This is a genomic window from Lachnoclostridium phytofermentans, from assembly GCF_000733755.1.
Taxonomy (GTDB): Bacteria; Bacillota; Clostridia; order Lachnospirales; family Lachnospiraceae; genus Lachnoclostridium; species Lachnoclostridium phytofermentans_A.
On sequence record NZ_JPOF01000001.1, the window covers coordinates 334547 to 357114 of the forward strand.

Consider the following 22568-nt stretch of genomic DNA (forward strand, 5'->3'; position numbering starts at 1 on the left):
TCCTCTTATTAAGTAAATTACAATGTAGGAGACAAGGCTTATATCAATAACAACCCTAGGACCAGTACTTCTGTATCTGATCCTTTGTTAATGTATCAGAAAATTGCTCCTTCATCATAAGAAATATCTTAAACTCTTTTAAAATCATATATAATACAGCACGGTCTTCAAACTCTTCTCTAGTAAGAGGTAGTGAGCTTTTACGGTATTCTTCTTCTAAGCTTAGTTCAAGCTGTAATAGCGCCTTTGCATTATTTGATTCTGCAAGGGAATTTGCGATTCTTTCAATAAACTGTGAAATCGGTAAAACCTGATTTGGCACAGAATGAAGAGATATGATTTTTTCATAAATTTCTGTTAGTACCTGTAACTGTTGTTTACGCATCTCCATATATCGAATAAAGTATTGAGATTCTTGAAATAAGGTATTGTTCATATTGGTATAAGCATACGTAAGACCTAGATTAATATCTTCTTGTAAGGGTGTAAAACAGTGATCTTTATACTCACTCTTATCGGACTCTCTTAGAAAATAAGCCATACGAAATAAAATTTTGCGCAAATCAGATTCAATTTGTTCTTGTACTTCTCGAATTTGTTTTACGTTACTTGGCATAAATAAATTAATGAGGGTACCAATTCCTGCCCCAATAAAAAGAAGGAGAGCTTCATTTGTTATCATGGTGATACTAATACTCTCAGAGAGTATATAATGAGTAGCAAGTACTGAATTCATCGCTATTCCATCTTGCAATTTAACAATGGAACAACCACCAACAAACAAAAAAAGAAATACACCAAATGGAATGGTACGAAATCCGAAGTTCGGAAAAAGTAGGAGTGCTAGTATCGTGGCAAATAGAAATGCAACGATACGTTTCAGAGAAATAAAAATTGTCTCTTTTTTTGTATCTTGTATTGTTAAAAGGGTTATAATCCCGGCAGATATACTATAGTCTAGCCCAATGGCATTCGCGAGTAAGATTGCAAGGGTACTTCCAAAAGCAATTTTACTTACTTTGTTAAAGTTTTTCATTAAATCCTCCTTCACGATAAGGTTCGATTTCTATTTTTTATCATACCATAAATTTCCGTCAAAGCAAAGTGTCATTGCATACCTCCTATCAATGTTATTTATTTAACCCCCTCCAGGTAAAAAAGGACTAAAATACACCAAAAGTATTAACAAAAAGTGAAATCTATAGTATCATCAAAGGTAGGATTTCATAGTTACTTATATGGAAGGAATGGGAGGGGCAAAGTTACATGTTATTTCGTAATTTAAAAATTCTAAAAAAATCAAGTGTTTATATGGTTTTTTTCTCTTCGTATATCTTAATATTGATTGTAGCTTTAAGTAGCGGCTTTGCTTATTATTCGCAGATAACGGCAAAAATTACGAAGCAAACTGAGAATACGAAACAGTTGTTATTAACAGAACTTCGTACCAGTGTCGAGTCAAGCACTAAATATATTGAGGAATTATGCAATGAGTTTACGTTCAATACGAAATTAGTTCAATTTGCAAAAGGGTTGCCCTCTGTAACACTACATGAGGCGATGCAGGAATTGACACTGAGACAAAAACCAAGTGACCTTTTATTCGATTATTTTCTGTACATAAAAAATACTGATGAGATTATCACACCAAACATACGAATGAAGGCAGATAAATTTTTTGATGTTATGTATTCCTTTGAGGCTTCAGAGTATGAAAAATTTAGAGATCAATTAAAGGGAAATCATTTTCAGAATTATTTACCGATTATTAAGGTCAATCAATATGATAAAAATCCAGTTGATATATTGCCTTTACTTCAAACCTTTCCTGTTGGAACAAAGCAGAAACCTCTTGGCCAAGTCATAATTTTTATTAATGCTGAGGAACTATTTTCTATGGTTGAGCAGTTTCATGTTGCAACAGAATCTGATATCTATATTTATAATGAAAACAATGTTTGCATCCTATCGAGTTCAGATGCTCCTTTGTTACCGGAAGAACTTGTAACTGATAAATCAGTAGGAAATAATACCAAGGATAGTATTGTTTTTCGACAGTTATCCGATACACTGGGCTGGAAGTTTATCATCTCCACACCAAAGGATTTATTCTATTCTGAAAACTATGATTTTTTGCTCCGAATGATAGGAGTCACAGTTGTATACCTGATTATTGGTATCGTAATAGTATCTTTCCTAGCAGAATATAGCTTTAAGCCAATTCGTGAGATTCGAAAGTACATTGATAAACACACTAAGGTTGATGGTATAGTAAAGAATGAATTTGAAGTTATTAAAACTACTCTCAAAGAACAAATCACAAATGGTAGAGAACTTTCTGGGCTATTAGAAAGTCAAAAGCCAATTGTAAAACGTGAGGTACTTGGGAAATTGCTACGTGGGATGGTGACCGATTACAACAGCTTGAAAGAACGTTTTGTCCCGCTTGGAATCACTTTTACAACGAATCAGTTTTATACAGTAGCTCTCGAGGTTTCAGAAGGATGTGATTTCTTTCGAATAGAAAATACAGAGAATGATCAAAGTATGATACTGGCAAAGTTCATCCTGGAGAATGTTGGTTTGGATTTGTTTCAAGAAAAGTTTAACTATTACTACCTTGATATGGGACAAAATACAGCAGTTCTTTTATTAAATCCACTTAAGGAAGAAGAACTTGAGGTAGTAGAAGAAATCGTATACCAGAAGGTTTTCGAGTTAAATCAATTTCTTAAGAAGTATTATTCCTTATATATTTACACTGGTATTAGTAAGCAGCATCATACGTTAAAGGGTATTCAGCTTTGCTTTGATGAAGCCAGAAAAGCACTGGAACAACACAAACTATACGGTGGATTTGAGCCTTATTGCTTTTCAGAGTTAGAGAATTTGGAAGCGGATTATTATTACCCAAGCGAGATGGAATATCAATTATTACGCTATATCAAGACAGGTGAGAGTGATAAGGCGAAGCAATTATTACAAAGTATCCTTGATATTAATGCACGAAAGAAAAAAATATCGACAGGTGCAGCGAGAGGTCTGTTATTTGAAATCTCAATCAGCTTAAAGAAGTTGTTTGATGGCGCCATGATATCAAGTGGGAAGGAGTCGAGTAACCTTCTGGACCTTGATAATTATATGAAAGCGCCAAATCTTCAGGTTGCATTCCAAGATTTTTGTTCTTTGATTGATTGGTATCAGAAGGAGCGTGCGGAAGTTCCGGTTAGTAATAAGACAAAACGCTTGGTGGATTCCATTGCTGAGTGTATTGAGCAAAATATTGGAGAGAACTGGCTTGATTTAAATGGACTTTCTTCAGAGTTTGGAGTTACTCCACAATATATATCCAATATCTTTAAGAAGTATAAGGATGAGAATATTAAGGACTATATCTCGAAACTTCGGTTAGCAAAGGCAAAAGAATTGCTTAGAGACACGGAACTACCGATTAAAGAAATTGCAAATCAATTAGGCTATGTTGGTGAGATTGGTGTAATACGTTTATTTAAGAAGTATGAGGGAATTACACCAGGAGATTACCGTAATCAGGTGCATGCAGGAAGTTAAAGAATATGTATTAAAACAGGGACCAAGAAATACCGCACCAATTGTAAAGCATTAATTTTACAAAGGTATTTCTTGGCCTTTTTTAGTTAGTATTTGGGTTGACGTGCTGTTGTTTTAACATACAATTCTAATATTATATTTTGATAATAAAACCTTAAAAATTGATAATCGCAGTTTAAGTATCGAATATCATCTTTAAACACTGGAAGTTTACGCTGAACAATCTCCAAGTTACAATTAATTTGTTATCAAAATTAAGGAGGTATTAGGTATGCGAAAACAAAGCATGGAAAACCAAGGGGAAGTTGTCCAAACAGAAAGCGCACTAACCAAGGAAGTCACCCGAAGGCAAGCGATGAAAGCCATTGGTGCAGGGGGACTTTTAATTGCCTGTGCACCTCTTTTGTTTGGAAAAACAGCATCTGCTGCTACAGGAAAGGACAAGAAGCAGGCGCAAGAACAGGATGTTCTTTCTTTGACGGATGTTGAGTCCCTAAAAAAACTTTCTAAGTCAGAACGAAAGGATGGAATGATAGTCAATCTACTAGGGTACTATAAGGCAGGCGATGCTGGTCAAAAAACCTTAGTCTACCTTTCAGAAAGCAAGGAAAAGGATAATGGTGGAACCGTTCATCGGCCAAACGATGGAGTGGGGGCATGGCATGTCATGCACGATGGTATTGGCTATTTTCGATGGTTTGGTATCTTTGACGAGAGTATACCAGCAGACAATGCATTAGAATCACTGGTAGGTGATGAGTCATTTCATCGAATTGAGGCAAGCAGTGATTTATTATTAATCAAGAGACATATTTTCCATCGAAGTAATTTAGAACTTGATTTTCAAAATCACACGATGTTTACCTATGGAGCTGAAAATGCAAACAGAGATAATCCATTTGCAGCAATGATGTTTTTCCAAGGAGTAAAGGTTGGCAGTCCAATCACAGTTACATTACCGTTTGTAAAAAACGAGAAAGGTACGTTAGTGGAAACAGAATTTAGCGAAGATTCGGACTATCTCTATGTTGGTAATAACAAAAAATTCGCTGAAAATGAATGGTATTATGTTGAGACAGATGTACGCCCAATGGAAGAAGTGCCAGGGCGACTACCAATCGGTGGTGGAAGCAGTGATAAAGAGATACAAAAACTTCTTCGGGTAACCAAAGTTGGAAAGAGCGTTAATGATACCGAATATGTAGCATTTAACTACCTAAATGCATGGCCGCTAAAGAGCAAACGAAAGATTACCTATCAAAAGATTGAACCTGTATGCCATGTCAATGTGAAAAACCTTAAGTTTGAAGGACAAGGGCATTCTGATACTACAGGAACTAGTCCGGTAGCTCACGAATTCTGTGTAGACTGTAATATCACAAATATTCAAGCTACGAAAGTATTCTGGCCACTGAACCTTCGCAGATATTGTACTCAATATGAGGTCAGAGATTGCCTGCTAATGAATCCAGAAGAAGTCACCGTTGGTGGAACAGGATATTTAATACAACAAATAGGATGCCTTTATGGAAGTGTAATTAATTGTAGGGCTCATAATGTAAGACATCTAAATGATTTTACAGGATGTGCGTATTCACTTGTAGAAAACTGCCATTGTACTGGGGATGAGAATGGAGCTTTTGTAACACATGGGCAATATGATCATGATTTAACTTACATAGGAAATTCAGGGTTCTTAAGCTTTGCCAATAGTGCCCTAAATGCTAAGGCATCCCATACCTGGGGGGGATTTCACAAGAGAATTGTAGTAAAAAAACACCAGGCTCCAAGGGTGGTTTTTGAGAATAAAATGAATCGTATTATTGATATGACATTAGAGGATTGCTATGTGTATCGTAATACAGAGCGTTATGGTGGCAATGGTGGTTCTGTGTGGGCAAATGTTGATGGTCTTATTATGAGAAACTGTGTATTAATGGGGCCGTTAGCATTAGGAGAGGACTCTTCTTTGTCTCATCGCCCGACAATAATTGAAGGATGTACGATTCATATGTTGGATGGGCATTACCTTACCAGACATCGTGGCAGTACCTATGAAGTAGAAAGAGATATCACTTTTAAAAATTGCATCTTTAAGAATATTGGCCAAAACTTTATTGTAAAAGGTGAGACAATGCGTTTTTACGATTGCCATTTCTATGCTGATCCTAATGCACCAACCAGCAGGTTAAATATAGAATCAAAACATGTGGTAATATCTGGCGGTGGCTTCCACAATGTTTGCTTAGCTTTTGATAAAGGTGGAACGACGACAGAAGCGGTAGGTGATCAGAGTTTGACTATCTGTGGTGGAGCGGTAATGGAAGGAAATAATGCGAGTGGTGCTTTAATTGATATAAAAAATAATGCTCATGTAATGTTAGACTTTTCGCAAGCGGTATTTGCTCCTGGGCATAAGATGAAGATGATATCGCATACTCCCGAGGATGGAACAACTTCTACGGGTACATTAAGCTTACAGATGCAAGGAACCACACTTAAGAATGCAGAATTAAGTATTAAGGAATCCTCATTAGGAAAGGGTTCCTATATCATGGTTCAGTCTTGTATATTAAAAAATAGTAAACTTGATTTGCCAAGTACAAGTCTCTCCTTGGTTATGAATAATTTGGTTCTGTAAAAGGTACGAAATAAACTAATCGCACGTAAAGTTTGTCTCTGAGCAATATGATACAAACTCTACATGTATAAAATTCGTGGACAGGAATGGAGGTTTCAATGAATAGAAAATCAAACAAATCACACGTAATATATCGAGTTGTTGCCTTATTTGCAATGTTTTGTACTATAACAGGGCTGTTTGGTAATCAAGCCTTAGCAGCCAAAGTTACAACAGCAAAGGATATCAAGATTGGCCAATATATTACATTTGGAACATACGATAAAGAGCCAATTCTATGGAGAGTGATCGACATAGATAAGGAAGGAAATCCATTACTCTATGCAGAGAATATCTTAACCTATAAAGCGTTTGATGATCAATTATGGGTAGCAAATACTGCAAAAAATTACGGAAATAATTACTGGGCATCGAGTGACTTACGTGCGTGGTTAAATGGTGTTGGTGATGAGATTGCATATGATGCTTCTGGTGCTCCAAAATCTGGAACGACCAAGGACGGTTGGAATGCATACGAGGAGGAGCAAGGATTTTTAACGGAGTTCACGAATGAGGAGCGAGACGCAATTGTTTTAACCAAGCATAAACAATTGATTGATGAGGTAAATAGTACCTCTTCCTCAGTTGTAAATAAAGATGCCAAACTACACCGCTATGAAAGTGCTATGAAGGATTGTCTTACAAACTATGAGGAAGCTAGATATTTAGTTACGGAAGAGAAGGTATTTTTACTAGATATAAAAGAGTTTTATACTCTTATCTATCAGGCTGGATTTCCAGTAGTGAAAGAGCCAACGAAGAATGCAAAAGAAAAGAATGAAGCTAAAAATAAATTATCATTCTCTCCTTATTGGTTAAGAACTCCTAGGGCAAGTTATGCAGAAGAGAGTGCTGATCCAAAGTATGGAGGAATCTCAGCAAAACCGGATGGTGCGAGTGTACGAGTAGTATATGGAAAGGATTATATCCTAGCAAAAGATGCTTATGATGGAAGTGTTGGTGTAATCCCTGCATTATATCTGGATAAGGATTGTATTTTATCTGAGGGGAAAGGAAGCATTACTTCTCCATATCGTACCAAGGGATTAAACGAGAAATAGGTAGATAATACTGTGAAAGAACAATACTATATAGGATAACAAATTATTAGAAAAGGACAAGAGAGAAAGAGAAGAAGCAAGAGAAAAATCAATAAAATAAAAAGCGAAAGAAAATGTCACCAGGGAAGAATAAAATCTTCTCTGGTGACATTTTACTGTAGAATGGATAATGAGGTAAACCTATATTAAAAAAAGCTCGGTTCTAATGATAAGAAGTAAAAAAATAGCTAGGATCTAATGATAAGAAGTAAAAAACTGTTGGAACTTTATTTCACAGAGAGATTAGAGAAAGGAACTTCATTTTTAGTGCGGATTGCTTCTTCAAGTGCATTTAACAATAGTACTGGGCGAAGGAGGCTATCAAAATCCTCAGGCATTTGTCCTCTTTTTAGGGCGTCAACATATTTTTGAAAGCCCTGACGATAGACCGTTGCAATACTAATAGGATGAGTAATAACCTTATTCTTAGCATAAATTGTTGCAAAGAAATCAGAAACTTCTGCAAAATGTATCGTTACAGCAAAATCCTCATATTTAAAAAGAGCAATTAAATTACCACAGTGTACATCTGTTTTCACGCTGATTGGATTCTTTCCAAAAACCGTAGTCATTATTTCAATCGCATGACCTCCATAAAAATAAATTCCACCATATGGGCTTGTCAATTCACCTGGAAAGTTAAAATTAGCTGAAATAACGGAATGCTGTTGGTGTAAAAAATTAAATTCCTTCTGTAATAAAAGTACGTCTGGGCAGTATTTGCAGGTGGAACCACCAGCGAGTAGAGTATGAGTTTTCTTCGCTGCTTCAATTAACTTCCTTGTTTCGTCTGGTTGTATGGTAAAGGGTTTATCAATCCAGGTTGGAATACCAGCTTCCACAAATGGCAGTGCGTACTCATAATGGAGATTACCATGACGAAATACAACCATAACTGCATCTACGGTAGAAAGCATTTCTTTTGGATGATTAACAATCGTTTCAATCTTTCCTTCTTTTGCTACCTCGATTGTCCTTTCCTTATCAAGTCCATAGATAGAGGTGACTCGAACATCATCATATAAGTAATTTCCATCTTCCTCTGGCAGGTTTGCTAGCTTAGAAAATGCTAATGCATGAGAGTTATCAGAGCCTATTATGCCAATACGTATCATTATGTTAACTTCCTTTCCATAATAGATTAAACTTTATAAGAACCATATCACGTAGCTGAGGGTGCAATTTCTTCTCAGAGTTTAATGATTCATTAAAATAAAATCTGTTTCAAGTATTTGTTTTACTGATATTTAAAATCAGTTACATTTCATATATAGATAAGCATTTATCTTGATAAAAATGAAAAGCAATTAGCTAAATATTAATAAATACAATTGCAAGAACACCTAACAAGATACCTATTTTTCCACGTGTAGACAACTTCTCATGAAAGAATAACGTAGAAATTATTGTAATTCCGAGGATAATACTGCCTTGTACGAGTGGAAACAAATAGCTGCTAGGGATTTTTCCTGCTAAACTTGTTAATAACAGGTTACCAAGAAGAGAGCCTGCTGCTAAAAAAAGAATTGGAATTAAGTTCTCTTTCGCTTTCTTTTTCGGGCTTAAGATAATACTCCCCTTATTTGAAGAACTTTGTTTCACAACAGGATAGGCAATAAAGTAGCAAAGAGATGCAAAGGCAAAGCCAAGTAACATGAGCCCAGAGGCTTCAGTACCATGTTGGAGATGCTGATGAAGCTTTTGTACAATAGCAAGGCAGCCATTCCCTATGAAAGTTAAAATGCAATAGAGGAGCCATTGCCTTTTTTGTTTTCTTTGAGTGGAAGAAGCAGATTCATCCTTCGATTCTTTTGTTACGTTAAGAAAATAGAATGCTATTAGGAATAGCATAATTGCTACTATAAGTGTCCAACGAAGTTCTTCTTTTAAAAAGAGGAGACCGAAAAGGGTTGGAAGCAGCATACTGGAAGAAAAATAAAAGGCAGTATAGGATAGAGGACCGCTGTTGATAGCTAGATTATAAAACAGTATGGTAAAGGCAAATAAAAATCCGAAAAGAATGCCGAAGAGTACGGTATTTTTACTAAATGTGAATGGTTCTTTCGATAGGAATAAAAATAAGCACATACCAATCCCTGCAACTAGAGTAAAAGATCCGTGAATCAGCATCTTTTCGGGTAACGTTTCCGCTTTAATAAATTTCATTGATACGGATTGGAGGATAAAGAATGTGATGCTTAAAATCAAAAGTAGGGTTGTCATTGAAACCTCATTTCTAGCGCTTATATAAGGTGTTAGCGCATTGTTTAAAAGTATGTTTTTTGGAAAATTTATTTGGTATTACTCCTGTAATAACGTATCCCATAATAAGATATAATCTTCTTTTTCCCGTCTGGGGGATGTTTTCCTAATTTCTTTTGCAATGATAGCATTATTGGTAAGGAGATCAATGACGGTCATTGCCATTAGTTTGGCAGGAACAAGGTAGGCTAGTTCTTCGTCGTCTACCTGAAAATCACAGCTATGTAAATCCCCTGAAAATCCGCTGATGGTAGGTTGAATCACTGGAATCAGGTACGACAGGTCTCCTGCATCCGTGCTTCCACAGAAAGGAAGATTCTCTTCCACAGTAACATTCGGAAGCAGCCCGGCAGCGTTATCTGAAAAGAGTTTACTAAGACCAGGATTTTGCATCAGTGGAAGATAACCAGCAGAATCTATAATTTGAACGTTAGTGCCGATGGCATAAGAAGCTCCTTTGATAGCACGATTTACTTTAGTATTCGCAGCTTTCATTGCTTCAATCGATGCAGCTCTTACGTAGCTCTCCATGATAACTTCACTTGGAACGGTATTTACCAAATCTCCACCCTTTGTAATGATTGGGTGAACTCTGACAGAGTCACAATCTCGAAAGGTTTCTCTTTGTGCATGGATTGCAGAGATAGCTAGAGTCGCCGCATTTAGTGCATTGACTCCATCCCAAGGTGCGCCACCTGCATGTGCTTCTTTTCCAAGGAATCGAATGTTCTTGCCTATGAATCCAGTAGAGTGACTGTTGATGGAGATATGGGGACTACTTTGATTTGTTTCACTATGTACCATAAGAGCCATATCGATATCATCAAAGACACCTTCTGCAATCATTTGCTGCTTACCTCCATAGTAGGTGATATGTCCATCTTTCTTTAACTGACTGCGGTAACCAAGCTCAATGTATTCTTCTGCAGGAGTAGCAAGAAAGCATACATTCCCATCTAGTGCATCTTTGACTGCAGATAAGCCGATGGCACAGCCAATCATAGCGGCAATTTGAGCGTGATGCCCACAAGCATGTGCAGCACCGGTGTCTTTGTCTGCAAAAGGATGTTTTGGTGAGATAACAGCATCTAGTTCTCCCATAATGGCAATGGTAATCGGAGAGTTTGTATTATTTTTTAAATTTTTTGCATCTTCATAATTTTTATCAGTTTTGGTGTTTGTTTTGCTTTCTTTCTCTTTCAGATATCCTTTCCATCCGGTAAAACCAACACCTGTGATATTTTCTAAACCTAAATTCTCCCATACCTGTTTTACAAGGGTACTAGTGTTATGCTCCTTATAACCAAGTTCTGGGTGACGAAAAATCTCCTCACCTATGGAGATAATCCCATTGCGTTGTTTGGTAATAGCATCTAGTGCTTTAATTTTTAATAGATTCATGTTTACCTCCATTTGTGCTCCAGAAGAACCCGCATTGCGGGTTCTTCTAAATTATAACAAGGAAAAGTACGCGAAGCGTGCTTTTTCTTGTTTCTATACTTAACTATATTTTCAAACACAATGCATTGAAATAGAATTAAAATTATTTCTATTTATGAGTAGGTAACAAGGCTTGGAATAAGCAGGCTTACCTCAGCTCGCTAGCTAATCGTATACTTTCTTTTATTATCTTAAAATTGAGTGAGAAAGACTTTTACAAAGTCATTATCAGTTAAATGAGGATACATCTTTTCAACACGTTTAATTTCTTCTAATTGATTTACGGACAATACTTCTTCCTCATTTAAACACCAGATACCATCCATAAGTCCCTGTTCCATTAAAATTTCATGAACACCAGGAATACAGCCTGCAAAGTTATTTGCTACATCAAAGAAGGCTCCATTGCAATCCGTTACTTCAATTGCTAGCGAGAGTAAATCGCTTGGTATCATAGACTCGCGTTGATATTTCTTAAGATCAGAAAACAGTTTTACTACGGTATTCGTCCAAAGGGACCAGTGACCGAGTAAACCTCCGACAAATCGCTTTTCTATCTGCTTTCCATCGATTGTAAAACGAAATGGTGTTAGTAAATCTACAACAATATTATCGTCATTTCCAGTATAAAGAGCCACTTCTTCACTTCTTTTTGATGCAGCAACACCACGGACAAGATCTATGGTTTGATAACGGTTAAAGGAAGCACATTTGATGGCAACCACATTCGGGGTATCTGCAACAGCCCTCCAATATTCATAAGAGAGACGTCTTCCACCACAGGCTGTTTGTAGATAAAAGCCGATGACAGGAATAATTTCTGCTACAGCTTTTGTTCTTTCAACAAGGTAGTCTTCATTTTCTTCTAATAACCCTCCAGGACTTAGTAAAACAGCATCATAGCCAAGTGATTTTGCAAGTTTTGCTTCGCTGACTGCTTGTTCTGTCCTTCCGCAAGCACCCGCAACCCGGATAATTGTCTTTCCAGTCTCCTGTTCATATTTTGTGATTTCTTCTGCTGCTACCGTAAGTACTGGTTCCAATAAATTAATTTCAGGCTTTCTGATTTCAAACTGAGTGGTATGTACTGCAACTGCTACACCACCAACACCTGCATGAAGATAATACTTCACTAGTTTTCGTTGACCTTCCTCATGAAAGCTACGGTCACTATGGAGTGCAAGTGGGATAGCAGGAATTACAGTACCCTCCTTTAAATTATAGAGAGCGGTTTCGTGTCGATTCATTAGAAATTCCCCTTTCTTTCTTCAAAATGTGTTGGCTTTCCTAGAGAACGTCCTCCTGATAGAATCCATTCTGCCTGCCAATCAATTAAGGTGTTGATAGAAACGGTTGGATAGCCAAAGAGTTCTGCCATCTTACTAGCATTGTTTAAGTAAGCAGTAGAAGACTCTTCTCCTACGAAACTTACCTCTTTCCCAAGTTTCTTTGCTAATTTTAGAGCGGTCTCTCTGACACCAATGGTTTCTGGTCCGGTAACGTTTAAACGGAAGATAGAGTTGTCAGCATGGAGTAGAAGTCTAATTGCCACTTCATTTGCATCTCCCTGCCAGATGCAATTAAAGCAAGGGCTCTCTAAGGAAATCGGACGATGATTCATGATATTCTCTGCAATGTCGTAGAGCACGCCATAACGAAGGTCAACGGCATAGTTTAATCGATAAATCGCAAGTTTGGTTCCATAAGTTTTTGCGCCATACTCAAAGATACGTTCTCTAGAAAGGCTTGACATTGCATATTCTCCAACCGGTTCCGGATGGGTTTCTTCCGTAGCACCTCCACTATAAATAGCAACCTTTGGATAAATGTTTCCGGTTGAAAATGCAACGATACGGCTTTCTTTAAAGTGCTCCATAACAAGAGAAGGAACGGTTGCATTCATAGCCCAGGTTTGATACTCATTTCCGTTTGTACCAAACTTTTTGCCTGCCATATAGATAATATTCTCTACTTTTGGAAGGGAAGCAACTGCTCCGGCCTCCAATAAATCAGCAGAAATCATCTCTATCTTATGATCACTAAGGAGCTTTTTTACAATCGGATCGCTAAAACGCGATACAGCGATTATTCGCTTATTTACACCTGCCATCTCACAGGCACGCTTTGCAAGTAAGCTAAGCGTTGGCCCCATCTTTCCACCAGCACCGAGAATCATAATATCACCAGTAATCTTTTTCATATCTTCGATCAGCGCATTTGACGGGTTGGTCAATAACGTATCTAATCTTTCTTCAGTCCACATAGGTACTCCTCCTTGGAATTTTCTTAATTCACGACAGTGAAAACCGCAGATAGAAGTTCTACTGCCTTTTGTGTAGTTTCAGTATAAAAGACCATAAAAATATAGTAAATTGCCAGTATTTAAGCCTAAGGTAACAAAGTATAAAGTTTAAACTTTGATAGGAAATCCTTAAAAATGTTAGTTCTAAATGTTGGACATGTATTATGCCTAGATTAATTTTTGTGAGTGTTAGATTAAGTAGTGGCAATTTTAAGTTGCGGCTACAGCAGATATAATAAAATTACAAAGCAAGCCTAAGGACATACGTTCTCAACAATACATAAGAAGACAGAACAAAAAGTTTAGGGTTTGAAACGAAATAAGAAGGAGGTATATCCTTATGGGGATGAAAAAGGATAAAAGAAAAGAAGGGAGAGCCAGACCCAGTAAAGAGGTAAGAGCGCGAATAAGGCATCGAAACCAAGTACTAATTAAAAGAAACTGGGCGCTGTACTTATTTATATTACCTGCGTTCCTGTATTTTCTAATATTTGCTTATGTACCTATGTATGGAGTACAGATTGCCTTTAAAGACTTTATTGCTACAAAAGGATTTGGGGGAAGCCCTTGGGCAGATCCGATTTTTAAACATTTTCTAACGTTTTTTAGTTCGGTTAACTTTTCACAGATATTTATGAATACGATCACCCTTTCCTTATATTATATGGCAGTTAGTTTTGTAACACCAATTATCTTAGCCTTAATGATTAATGAAGTTGGGAATAAGTATTTTAAGAAGACAGTACAAAACATTACATACATGCCTTACTTTATCTCAACTGTAGTACTTGTTGGTATGATTGATCTTTTTCTTTCAAGAAATGGATTATTCAATCAAATCGGAGGAGCATTATTTAACTCGGAACCAACGATGTTTTTGATGAAGGACAGCTTGTTCAATGATATTTATGTGTGGAGTGGTGTATGGCAGGTTACCGGATATGGTGCAGTAATTTACATTGCCGCATTGAGTGGTGTTTCGCCTGAACTTCATGAAGCAGCTATTATGGATGGTGCAGGGCGAATGCAGCGAATCCGACATATCAATTTACCGGCGATTATGCCAACCATTGTAGTAATGTTGATAATGACGGTCGGTGGTATCATGAACCTTTCCTTTGAAAAAGTGTTACTGATGCAAAAGGATGGAAACATGATGGTGTCGGAAGTAATCTCTACCTATGTATATAAATTAGGTATTCAAAGGGCACAGTACAGTTTATCTTCTGCTGTCGGATTATTTAATAATGTAATTAACTTAATCTTATTAGTAACTGTCAATAAAATATCAAGAAAAGTCAGCGAAAACTCATTATGGTAGAAAGGAGGGGGATACATGAAGCGAAAGAATAGAATGAAACAATCCAGAGGAGACAAGATCTTTGTTATCATCAATTATACTCTCTTAACTGTAATATTACTGTTATGTCTCTACCCTCTATGGTTTGTTATTATTTCATCAGTTAGTAATCCAGACCTAGTAAATTCAGGAAAGGTATGGTTGCTTCCAAAAGAAATTAGTTTTACTGGTTACAAAAACCTATTTAATGACAAAAGTATTATTAGAGGTTATATCAATACCTTAATTTATACAGGTGGAGGCACTTTGTTAAATCTAGCGGTTACATTACCAGCGGCTTATGCACTGTCTAGAAAAGATTTTGTAGGAAGAAAGTTTTTTACACTGATGTTTCTATTTACCATGTTTTTCTCTGGTGGGTTGATTCCAACCTTTATGACAGTAAAAAACCTTGGTTTATACAACAATCCATGGGTTATGGTAATACTCGGTGCAACGTCCATGACGAATATTATTATTAGCCGAACGTTTTTTATGACGAATATTCCAAATGAGTTACATGAAGCAGCTCAAATTGATGGCTGCGGAAACGTAAGGCTCTTTCTACAGGTCGTGTTACCAATATCCACTGCAATCTGCGCTGTAATGGCTCTGTTTTTTGCAGTAAATCACTGGAACGGTTATTTTACAGCATTAATTTACATTCGTGATGATCGATATAAGCCACTTCAAATTATAATGAGAGAAGTTTTAATGAGGAGTCAGTTTAACGCGGAGATGTTACAACAAGGTGGTGATTCTGCAGGATTATTACAAGAGGAGCTAAAAGCAGCAGAGCAGATTAAATATGCATTAATCGTAGTTGCTTCACTCCCAGTAATGGCAATTTATCCATTTATTCAGAAGTATTTTGTAAAGGGCGTAACGGTAGGTGCAGTAAAAGGGTGATATTTTAACCAAAACTACACAAATCGTGATATAATTTAGCCAAGTGAAATTATTATAAGAGGAGGATTCATTATGAAGTTTAAGAAACTTGTAGCAATGGGGCTTTGCACATGTCTGGCGGTATCTATGCTAGCTGGATGCGGTAAGAAGAATGATGATCAAGCAAATAATAATGGTACGGTGGCTCCAACAGAGGGGCAAAGTAATCCATCTGGTGGTGACACTGGAAAAGATGATATGCCAGAAAATGTGAATGCGGTAGGTGTTTATCCAATTGTAAAAGAGCCAATCACACTTACGATTATGGGACGTAAGGATCCAGGAGCTACGGATTGGGGTGAACTTGAGGTATTCAAACGCTTAACAAAAATCACTAACATTAATTTTGAGTTTGAATTATCAGAAGGTGATACCTTCGTAGAACAAAAGAATATCGCATTAGTGGGTGGTGAATATCCAGATTTAATTTTACGTGCAGATACTTCTTCTATCACGGACGAAGAAACTTATGGACCACAAGGAGTATTCCTAGACTTAACAGATTTAATTGATAAGTATGCTCCAAATATCAAAGCATTATTAGAGGAGCGTCCTGACATTAAAGCAGCGATTACTTCTATGGATGGTAAGATTTATGGATTACCATATGCATTCCAGACAGCAACAACACAAGCGCACACTGGATTCTTTGATTCTAAGTGGATGGAGAACGTAGGGATCACAAAGGTTCCAGAAACAACAGATGAATTATATGATATGTTAGTGAAGTTTAAAGAAATGGATGCGAATGGAAATGGTGATCCTAATGATGAGATTCCATTTAGCTGTTCCGGTTTAAATACAACAATTCGTCGTCTTTTAATACCAGCATTTACGGGTACTGCAGAAGGTTTAGGATTTGATATCAAAGATGGTGAAGTTGTATATGCACCAGCTCTACCAGAGTATAAAGAGTTTTTAATCTATGCAAACAAGCTTTATAGCGAGGGATTACTTGATCCAGAGTTTTCAACACAAACAAGCCAACAGTGGCAGGCTAAGGTAAAAGCAGATATGTGTGGAATATACTCCGCTTCTCCAACTTTATTGGATCCAGAAGTGACAACTACGCAGCAGTTATCTCTTCCTCCATTAACAAGCAGTTCGAATGATAAGAAGGTAGCTATTCAGCCAGATAACTTATATCCAGCCAGAGGATTTATCACAGATAAATGTAAAGACCCAGTAGCAGCAATCCGCTTACTTGATATGTTCTACGCAACTCCAGAAAATGCTGTAGAAGGCTTTTCCGGTCAGACTTTATTCCTTGGATGGGAAGGTGAACATTGGAAATACACTGACGACACGAAAGAGCATTATCAATGGATTGATCCAATCACTGGATTTGGTGATATCAATAAATCCATCTCAGTCAATATGGAATTACCAGGATACTTAAACTTTACTGCTGGCCCTGCTGGAAATCCATTGATGGAGATGAAGGTAGAACAAGTAAACAAGATGCAGAAACCTTATTATACTACTGCTTACCCTATTAATGCTAGATTTACAGCAGAGGAATCCGAGCGAGGTAATGTAATTGAAAATGATTTATATACCTATGTAACAATGATGACTACTAAGTTTATCATTGGTGAAGTAAGCATCGATAAGTTTGATGAATACATTGATACATTAAATAAGACAGGTCTTCCAGAGCTATTAGAAATCAAGAGAGCAGCTTTAGCAAGATGGAATGAGGCTATGAAGTAAAAATTTAAGATAAGGCTGCTGTGAGATGAAATAGTACGTAAGGATATTCATTTTTCAGTAGCCTTTTTATTCGATATCCGCTTTGACCAATCGAAATGAGTCACAGTAGTTACCGATGTAGTCCAAGAAATAACTTTATGAGGGATAGAATATGCAGAAAGAAATGACAGCCTTTGAGACAGACTTTAGTAGATACGGAATACTAGATGCATCTGTCCCGGCAGATAGCGCATTGGAACAGATGCTTGCAGATGAGAAAATTCGAGTAATTCATGCGTATACGCCACTTAATTTTACGAAAAGACATCATATAAAACGTGATAATATTACCTTTGATTTTCATGGAAATATGGTAACCGCAATTGGAATCGAGCATGCAAAACATAACGACCCATTTTCTGCGTTATTTCATGTTGCCGGGGAGAGGCTTAGTGAAATACGAAGTGTCAGTTTATCTCATCCGCTTAAGGAGCTTTATGATATTTTTGAAGTGGATGATTCTAGCCAGTTTGAACTAGATTCTTGGTGGATTGTTACTTGTAATGCCTTAATCGGCAGAGAAGAAAAAGAAATTGATAAAATGCTACAGGTAACAGAAATCATTGATAAGACTCATGTCCGCTTTAATTATAAGATGGGATGGCCCCTTGAAACTGGTAGAACGTTAACCTACCAAAAAGTAAAGCCCATCGTTGATGTTTCAGTTAGTAATATGAGATTTCATGGAAATCAGGATGGAGAAGAAACTGGCGTAGAACCACTAGCTTTTGAATATGCAGTCAATTGCAATGCGAATAACATTCATGCAAAGTTTACCTATTGGCCAGTAATATTGCGCCGGCATAACACAGGCTATGTTACTGAGAAGTGCTCCTTACATAATCCTATCGAGGTAGTAGTTGGAGGTACTGGTTATCTGACACAACAAATACATTGTCTTTATGGAAAGGTCAGAGATTGTGAAGCAAGCAATGCAAGACACTTAAATGACTTTACCGGCAGTGCATATTGTATGGTGGAGAACTGTCACGGTGACGGTGATTTCCATGGTGCTTTTGTCACTCATGGGCAATTTGAGCACGACCTTACCTATATTGGAAATTCCGGACTTCTTTCCTTTGCCAATAGTGGACCAACCTGGGGTTCCAGCGCAAAGAGAATTACAGTAATACGCCATGTGGGCTGTTGGGGGCTTGCTTTTGCAAAGGTCAGCGATTTAACCTTACAGGATGTAGTGATACGAAAGACAGAAAAGTATGAGGAATGTGGAAATCTTCTATTAAATGCAGATGGTCTTCAGGTGAGAGGGTGTGAGGCGGATCGGTTAATCCTTACACAGCGTTCCAATCGTTCCAAACGTCCTGTTGTGATTGAAAACAGTTATTTTATGGAAGGTGTTGAAATTACAACGACAGGTGAAGCAGCGGTTAACAATAAAGTGAACATCATAAATACAATAGACAAAGAAGGAAAGGAATGTTGAATAAAAAGCGTTTCAACATTTCATAGAAATTGAGACTAGAGTTGTTTCAGTTTTGTTAGCGCGTCGCAACGCGTAGATAGGTACCCATATGTTAAATATATTAGTTACAATCCCTAAATTAAGTGCAGTATTCCCAACATTTTTTGACGATAAACGAAGAAAAGAACTTGAAAGCATTGGTAATGTTATCTGGAATGATTCTGACAAGCAATTTACAAAAGAAGAATTCGCGGAAAAATTGAACGATATTGATATTTGTGTAACTGGCTGGGGAACTCCTGTGATGGACGAAGAAGTATTAGCCTCTGCGAATCGTCTTCGATTTATTGCTCATACGGGTGGTTCCGTAAAGCCTTATGTCACGGATGCCTGCTATGAGAGAGGAATTCGTGTGGTTAGCGGTAATTCGGTTTTTGCAGAAAGTGTGGCAGAAGGTGTGATAGCTTATGCACTTGCCTCATTAAGAGATATTCCTAAGTTTTCTCTTGAGCTAAAGCAGGGAATATGGCCAGCACAGTTTTATAATCGTGGGTTATTAGAACGAGAGGTTGGTATTGTTGGATATGGAATGATTGCACGTTATGTAGTTTCGATGTTAAAGCCATTTCATTGTGGAATAAAAGTATTTTCCCGTCATATTGCCAACGAAGAGTTAGAGCAGCATCAGATGGAAAAGGCAACTTTAAAAGAGATTTTTAGTACTTGTGATATTATCTCTATCCATAGTGGCATGACACCAGAAAATCATCATTTGATAACAGAAGAGCTGCTTAACTGCATGAAACCGGGATCTTTATTAATTAATACAGCCAGAGGCGCTATTATTGACGAAGAGGCATTGATTAAGGTTTTGAATAAGAAGGAAATTTATGCTGCTCTTGATGTCTATGAGACAGAGCCATTGCCTCCAAATCATCCGTTGTTAGCGTGTGAAAATGCTTTATTACTTCCACATATGGGAGGACCAACCATCGACCGTAGATTATCTGTAACGTCATGTGTGATTGCAGATATTCATAATTTTTTAGAGGATAAACCTCTCATCTGTGAGATAAGCGCTTCGTATGCTGCGAAGATGTCAATGTATTAGAAATCGGCTGGATTGATAACAGTAATATAAAAGAAAGGAAACAAACTATTCAGTTTGCTTCTTACTTAGGAAGCTATGGCTATATAGAAGATTCTGAATAGGAAAAGGATAAAAGATGGAAAAAATAAAACTAGCATTAGTGGGAGCAGGAGAGCGTGGTCAGAATAGCTATGCACCTTATGCAAAATTGCATGGTTATGAGGTAGAATTCGTTGCAGTAGCGGAGCCGGATCTTGGGAGAAGAGAGCAGTTCTGTAAGGATTATGGCGTTTCAAAGGAACATGCTTACAAGAATGCTGAGGACTTCTTTTCCCAAGGTAAGATTGCAGATGCAGTTCTTATTTGTACTCAAGATAAAGATCATTTTGATTATGCCTGTACAGCAATTCGATTGGGGTATGATATCTTACTGGAAAAACCAATATCACCAGATCCTCTGGAATGTATCCAATTGGAGGAGCTAGCAATAAAACATCAGACGACAATTGTAGTCTGCCATGTTATGCGTTATACCAAATTCTATAAAAAAATAAAAGAAATTATAGAATCTGGTGTGATAGGGAATGTCGTATCAATTACCCATACGGAAAATGTGGCTTATTGGCATTATGCACATAGTTATGTCAGAGGAAACTGGCATAAAAGAGAAGATTCTTCTCCAATGATACTTGCAAAATGCTGCCATGATATGGATATCTTGGCATGGTTATTAAACAGCCGCTGTAAAAGTATTTCTTCCTATGGAGACTTAACATATTTTAAAGAAGAGAATGCTCCGGCTGGTTCTCCAAAACGTTGTACGGATGGTTGTCCGCATAGTTCTACCTGTCCATATTATGCACCAAAGATTTACTTAACAGAGGATACGAAATGGCCAACCTCCTGTCTTGGAACAGATACCAGCTATGAGGCTAGAAAGAAAGCTTTACAGGAAGGACCTTATGGCGTTTGTGTATTTCATAATGATAATGATGTTGTGGATCATCAGGTTGCCTCTATTTTATTTGAAAATGGAGTTACCGTGGCATTTACGATGTGTGCATTCTCTAATGCCTGCGATAGAACTATAAAGTTTATGGGAACAAAGGGTGAGATTCGCGCCAGCATGGATAAGAATACGATAGAAGTGACGGAGTTTGGTCAAGGAATTATGACAGGAACTACAAATGTCTACACGTTGATTCCAGGAGACACTGGTCATAGTGGTGGTGATGAAGGTATTATGGAGGAGTTTGTTTCGATTCTAAAAGGAGTGAGAAAGAACACCAATACAATTTCACAGTCCGTTCATAGCCATATCATGGCATTTGCTGCGGAAGAATCAAGACTTCAAGGGGAAACGATTGAGATTTCGGATTATGAAAAGAAATTCAGAACGGTAAAGAAGTAGGAGAAGTCATGGAATATAAAACAGGAAGCGGTTACCCTATTGAGAGATTCATTGAATTTGGCAATATAGTATTTGGTGATGAGGTTTTACCTGGAGGATTTGACTGTTTACTTCCAAAGTTAACGAAGGTTAGGAGTTTACCCGAGCACTTCCGTGTCATAGAGGAGGAGGGGGAGTTAAAGGCGATGTTACTCTCCCTGCCACTTCACCTAAAAATCTATGATCAAATGTTATCGATACGGTACATAGGTCTTGTCGCAGTTCATGAAAGTGCCAGAGGAAAAGGTTATATGACTTTATTACTGGAACAGGCGATGAAAGAAATGAAAGAAGAGAAGACGGTGCTTAGTATTCTCGGCGGACAGCGCCAACGTTATGAATACTTTGGGTACGAACCTGGAGGATTGGAATTTCGTTGCATCGTTAACAAAACAAATTTAAAGCATTGCTTATTAACAAAGCCAGAGGATAGTGGCATATCAATTGAGTTGCTAAGAAAAGGGACAGCGGAAGAAAAACAAGCATTTACACTATTTTCGTCCTTACCAGTAAGGACATTACGGGAGGAAGATTCCTTTTATGAGCTGTTACAGTCCTGGAGAAGCACCCCCTATGTGGTTTATAAAGAGGGCGAGTTTAAAGGATACCTTAGCATTAGTATAGACGGAAGAACTGGACGTGTACGAGAGCTATATAGGAAGGATAATTCCATTTCGCTCACAGAAATTTGCCATCTTTGTATTGATTGCTGCGAAGTTAAAACGCTAGAATTTGTCTTTTCCATACCAGAGGTGAAAGGACTTAAGGACTTGCAAAATCTTTGTGAAACCTATGAGATAGCGTGTAACCATTCGTTTCACATCTTCGATTTTGAAGCAGTAATTCGTGCTTATCTTAATCTATTGGAGAAAACAGAAGGAATAGTGGATGGGGAAACAAGCTTCTATATTGAGGACGAACTATATAGAATCTGTGTGAAAGGAGGATGCCAAACAGTAAAGAAAGAGAGAGTGCCACGAGAGGATCAGTTAAAAAATCTCCCAGCATACACCTGCAAGGAAGCGATGCAATTATTGCTTTCGCCACTTTCTGCATTGCAAGTAGAAGAAAAATCAAATGAGATTCGTAAGTGGTTTCCGTTACCACTCTACTTATCGATTTTAGATGCTTGCTAACTTGAAATAGGTATCTTAATTATTGTCAGGCGAAAGATGATAAATAGTGTGAAAAATCAAGAATTTTTACACATGC

16 protein-coding genes are annotated in these 22568 nt (G+C 37.4%); 10 read left to right on the top strand and 6 right to left on the bottom strand.

Features of this window, described 5'->3' with window-relative positions:
• Nucleotides 1–55 precede the first annotated feature (55 nt).
• Nucleotides 56–1036 (bottom strand): aromatic acid exporter family protein, encoded by a 981-nt coding sequence (locus CC92_RS0101610; protein WP_029502161.1) that lies wholly within the window; start codon nucleotides 1034–1036, stop codon nucleotides 56–58.
• A gap of 230 nt (nucleotides 1037–1266) precedes the next feature.
• Here CC92_RS0101610 and CC92_RS0101615 point away from each other — a divergent pair, with 230 nt between their 5' ends.
• The 3 genes from CC92_RS0101615 (at nucleotide 1267) to CC92_RS0101625 (ending at nucleotide 7311) form a co-directional block, all read left to right on the top strand.
• Nucleotides 1267–3570, top strand: a complete 2304-nt coding sequence (locus CC92_RS0101615; protein WP_029502160.1) for a helix-turn-helix domain-containing protein — start codon at nucleotides 1267–1269, stop codon at nucleotides 3568–3570.
• 271 nt (nucleotides 3571–3841) lie between these two features.
• On the top strand, nucleotides 3842–6211 hold the full coding sequence (locus CC92_RS21335; RefSeq protein WP_051650641.1) for a hypothetical protein: 2370 nt from the start codon (nucleotides 3842–3844) through the stop codon (nucleotides 6209–6211).
• 98 nt (nucleotides 6212–6309) lie between these two features.
• Complete coding sequence (locus tag CC92_RS0101625; protein WP_029502158.1) at nucleotides 6310–7311, top strand: DUF6273 domain-containing protein; 1002 nt, start codon at nucleotides 6310–6312, stop codon at nucleotides 7309–7311.
• 266 nt (nucleotides 7312–7577) lie between these two features.
• On the opposite strand, the gene CC92_RS0101630 is transcribed toward CC92_RS0101625, so the two are convergent.
• From CC92_RS0101630 to CC92_RS0101650, 5 genes are all read right to left on the bottom strand, one after another.
• Nucleotides 7578–8465: a Gfo/Idh/MocA family protein gene (locus CC92_RS0101630; protein WP_029502157.1), complete on the bottom strand. Its 888-nt coding sequence runs from the start codon at nucleotides 8463–8465 to the stop codon at nucleotides 7578–7580.
• Nucleotides 8466–8661: 196 nt separating this feature from the next.
• Nucleotides 8662–9573, bottom strand: a complete 912-nt coding sequence (locus CC92_RS0101635) for a DMT family transporter (protein WP_029502156.1) — start codon at nucleotides 9571–9573, stop codon at nucleotides 8662–8664.
• Nucleotides 9574–9651: 78 nt separating this feature from the next.
• On the bottom strand, nucleotides 9652–11013 hold the full coding sequence (locus CC92_RS0101640) for an amidohydrolase (protein WP_029502155.1): 1362 nt from the start codon (nucleotides 11011–11013) through the stop codon (nucleotides 9652–9654).
• 230 nt (nucleotides 11014–11243) lie between these two features.
• Nucleotides 11244–12299 carry a dihydrodipicolinate synthase family protein gene (locus CC92_RS0101645; protein WP_029502154.1) on the bottom strand — a complete coding sequence of 352 codons (1056 nt, stop codon included), beginning with the start codon at nucleotides 12297–12299 and terminating at the stop codon, nucleotides 11244–11246.
• The gene (locus tag CC92_RS0101650; protein ID WP_029502153.1) at nucleotides 12299–13315 is read right to left on the bottom strand and encodes an NAD-dependent epimerase/dehydratase family protein; all 1017 of its coding nucleotides are present in this window, start codon (nucleotides 13313–13315) and stop codon (nucleotides 12299–12301) included. The genes CC92_RS0101645 and CC92_RS0101650 overlap by 1 nt, the downstream gene beginning before the upstream one ends.
• A gap of 379 nt (nucleotides 13316–13694) precedes the next feature.
• On the opposite strand from CC92_RS0101650, the gene CC92_RS0101655 reads away from it, so the two are divergent.
• The 7 genes from CC92_RS0101655 (at nucleotide 13695) to CC92_RS0101685 (ending at nucleotide 22492) form a co-directional block, all read left to right on the top strand.
• Entirely contained in the window at nucleotides 13695–14675 is a 981-nt protein-coding gene (locus CC92_RS0101655; protein ID WP_029502152.1) for an ABC transporter permease, read from the top strand.
• A 15-nt stretch (nucleotides 14676–14690) separates the two neighbouring features.
• Nucleotides 14691–15602 (top strand): carbohydrate ABC transporter permease, encoded by a 912-nt coding sequence (locus CC92_RS0101660; RefSeq protein ID WP_029502151.1) that lies wholly within the window; start codon nucleotides 14691–14693, stop codon nucleotides 15600–15602.
• 72 nt (nucleotides 15603–15674) lie between these two features.
• A complete protein-coding gene (locus tag CC92_RS0101665) occupies nucleotides 15675–17354 on the top strand; it encodes an extracellular solute-binding protein (protein ID WP_029502150.1) in 1680 nt (559 codons plus the stop codon).
• 151 nt (nucleotides 17355–17505) lie between these two features.
• The gene (locus CC92_RS0101670; RefSeq protein WP_029502149.1) at nucleotides 17506–18837 is read left to right on the top strand and encodes a hypothetical protein; all 1332 of its coding nucleotides are present in this window, start codon (nucleotides 17506–17508) and stop codon (nucleotides 18835–18837) included.
• 88 nt (nucleotides 18838–18925) lie between these two features.
• Nucleotides 18926–19927 (top strand): hydroxyacid dehydrogenase, encoded by a 1002-nt coding sequence (locus CC92_RS0101675; RefSeq protein WP_029502148.1) that lies wholly within the window; start codon nucleotides 18926–18928, stop codon nucleotides 19925–19927.
• A 115-nt stretch (nucleotides 19928–20042) separates the two neighbouring features.
• Entirely contained in the window at nucleotides 20043–21317 is a 1275-nt protein-coding gene (locus CC92_RS0101680; protein ID WP_029502147.1) for a Gfo/Idh/MocA family protein, read from the top strand.
• Between the two features lie 8 nt (nucleotides 21318–21325).
• The gene (locus CC92_RS0101685; protein ID WP_029502146.1) at nucleotides 21326–22492 is read left to right on the top strand and encodes a GNAT family N-acetyltransferase; all 1167 of its coding nucleotides are present in this window, start codon (nucleotides 21326–21328) and stop codon (nucleotides 22490–22492) included.
• The last annotated feature ends 76 nt before the right edge of the window (nucleotides 22493–22568 follow it).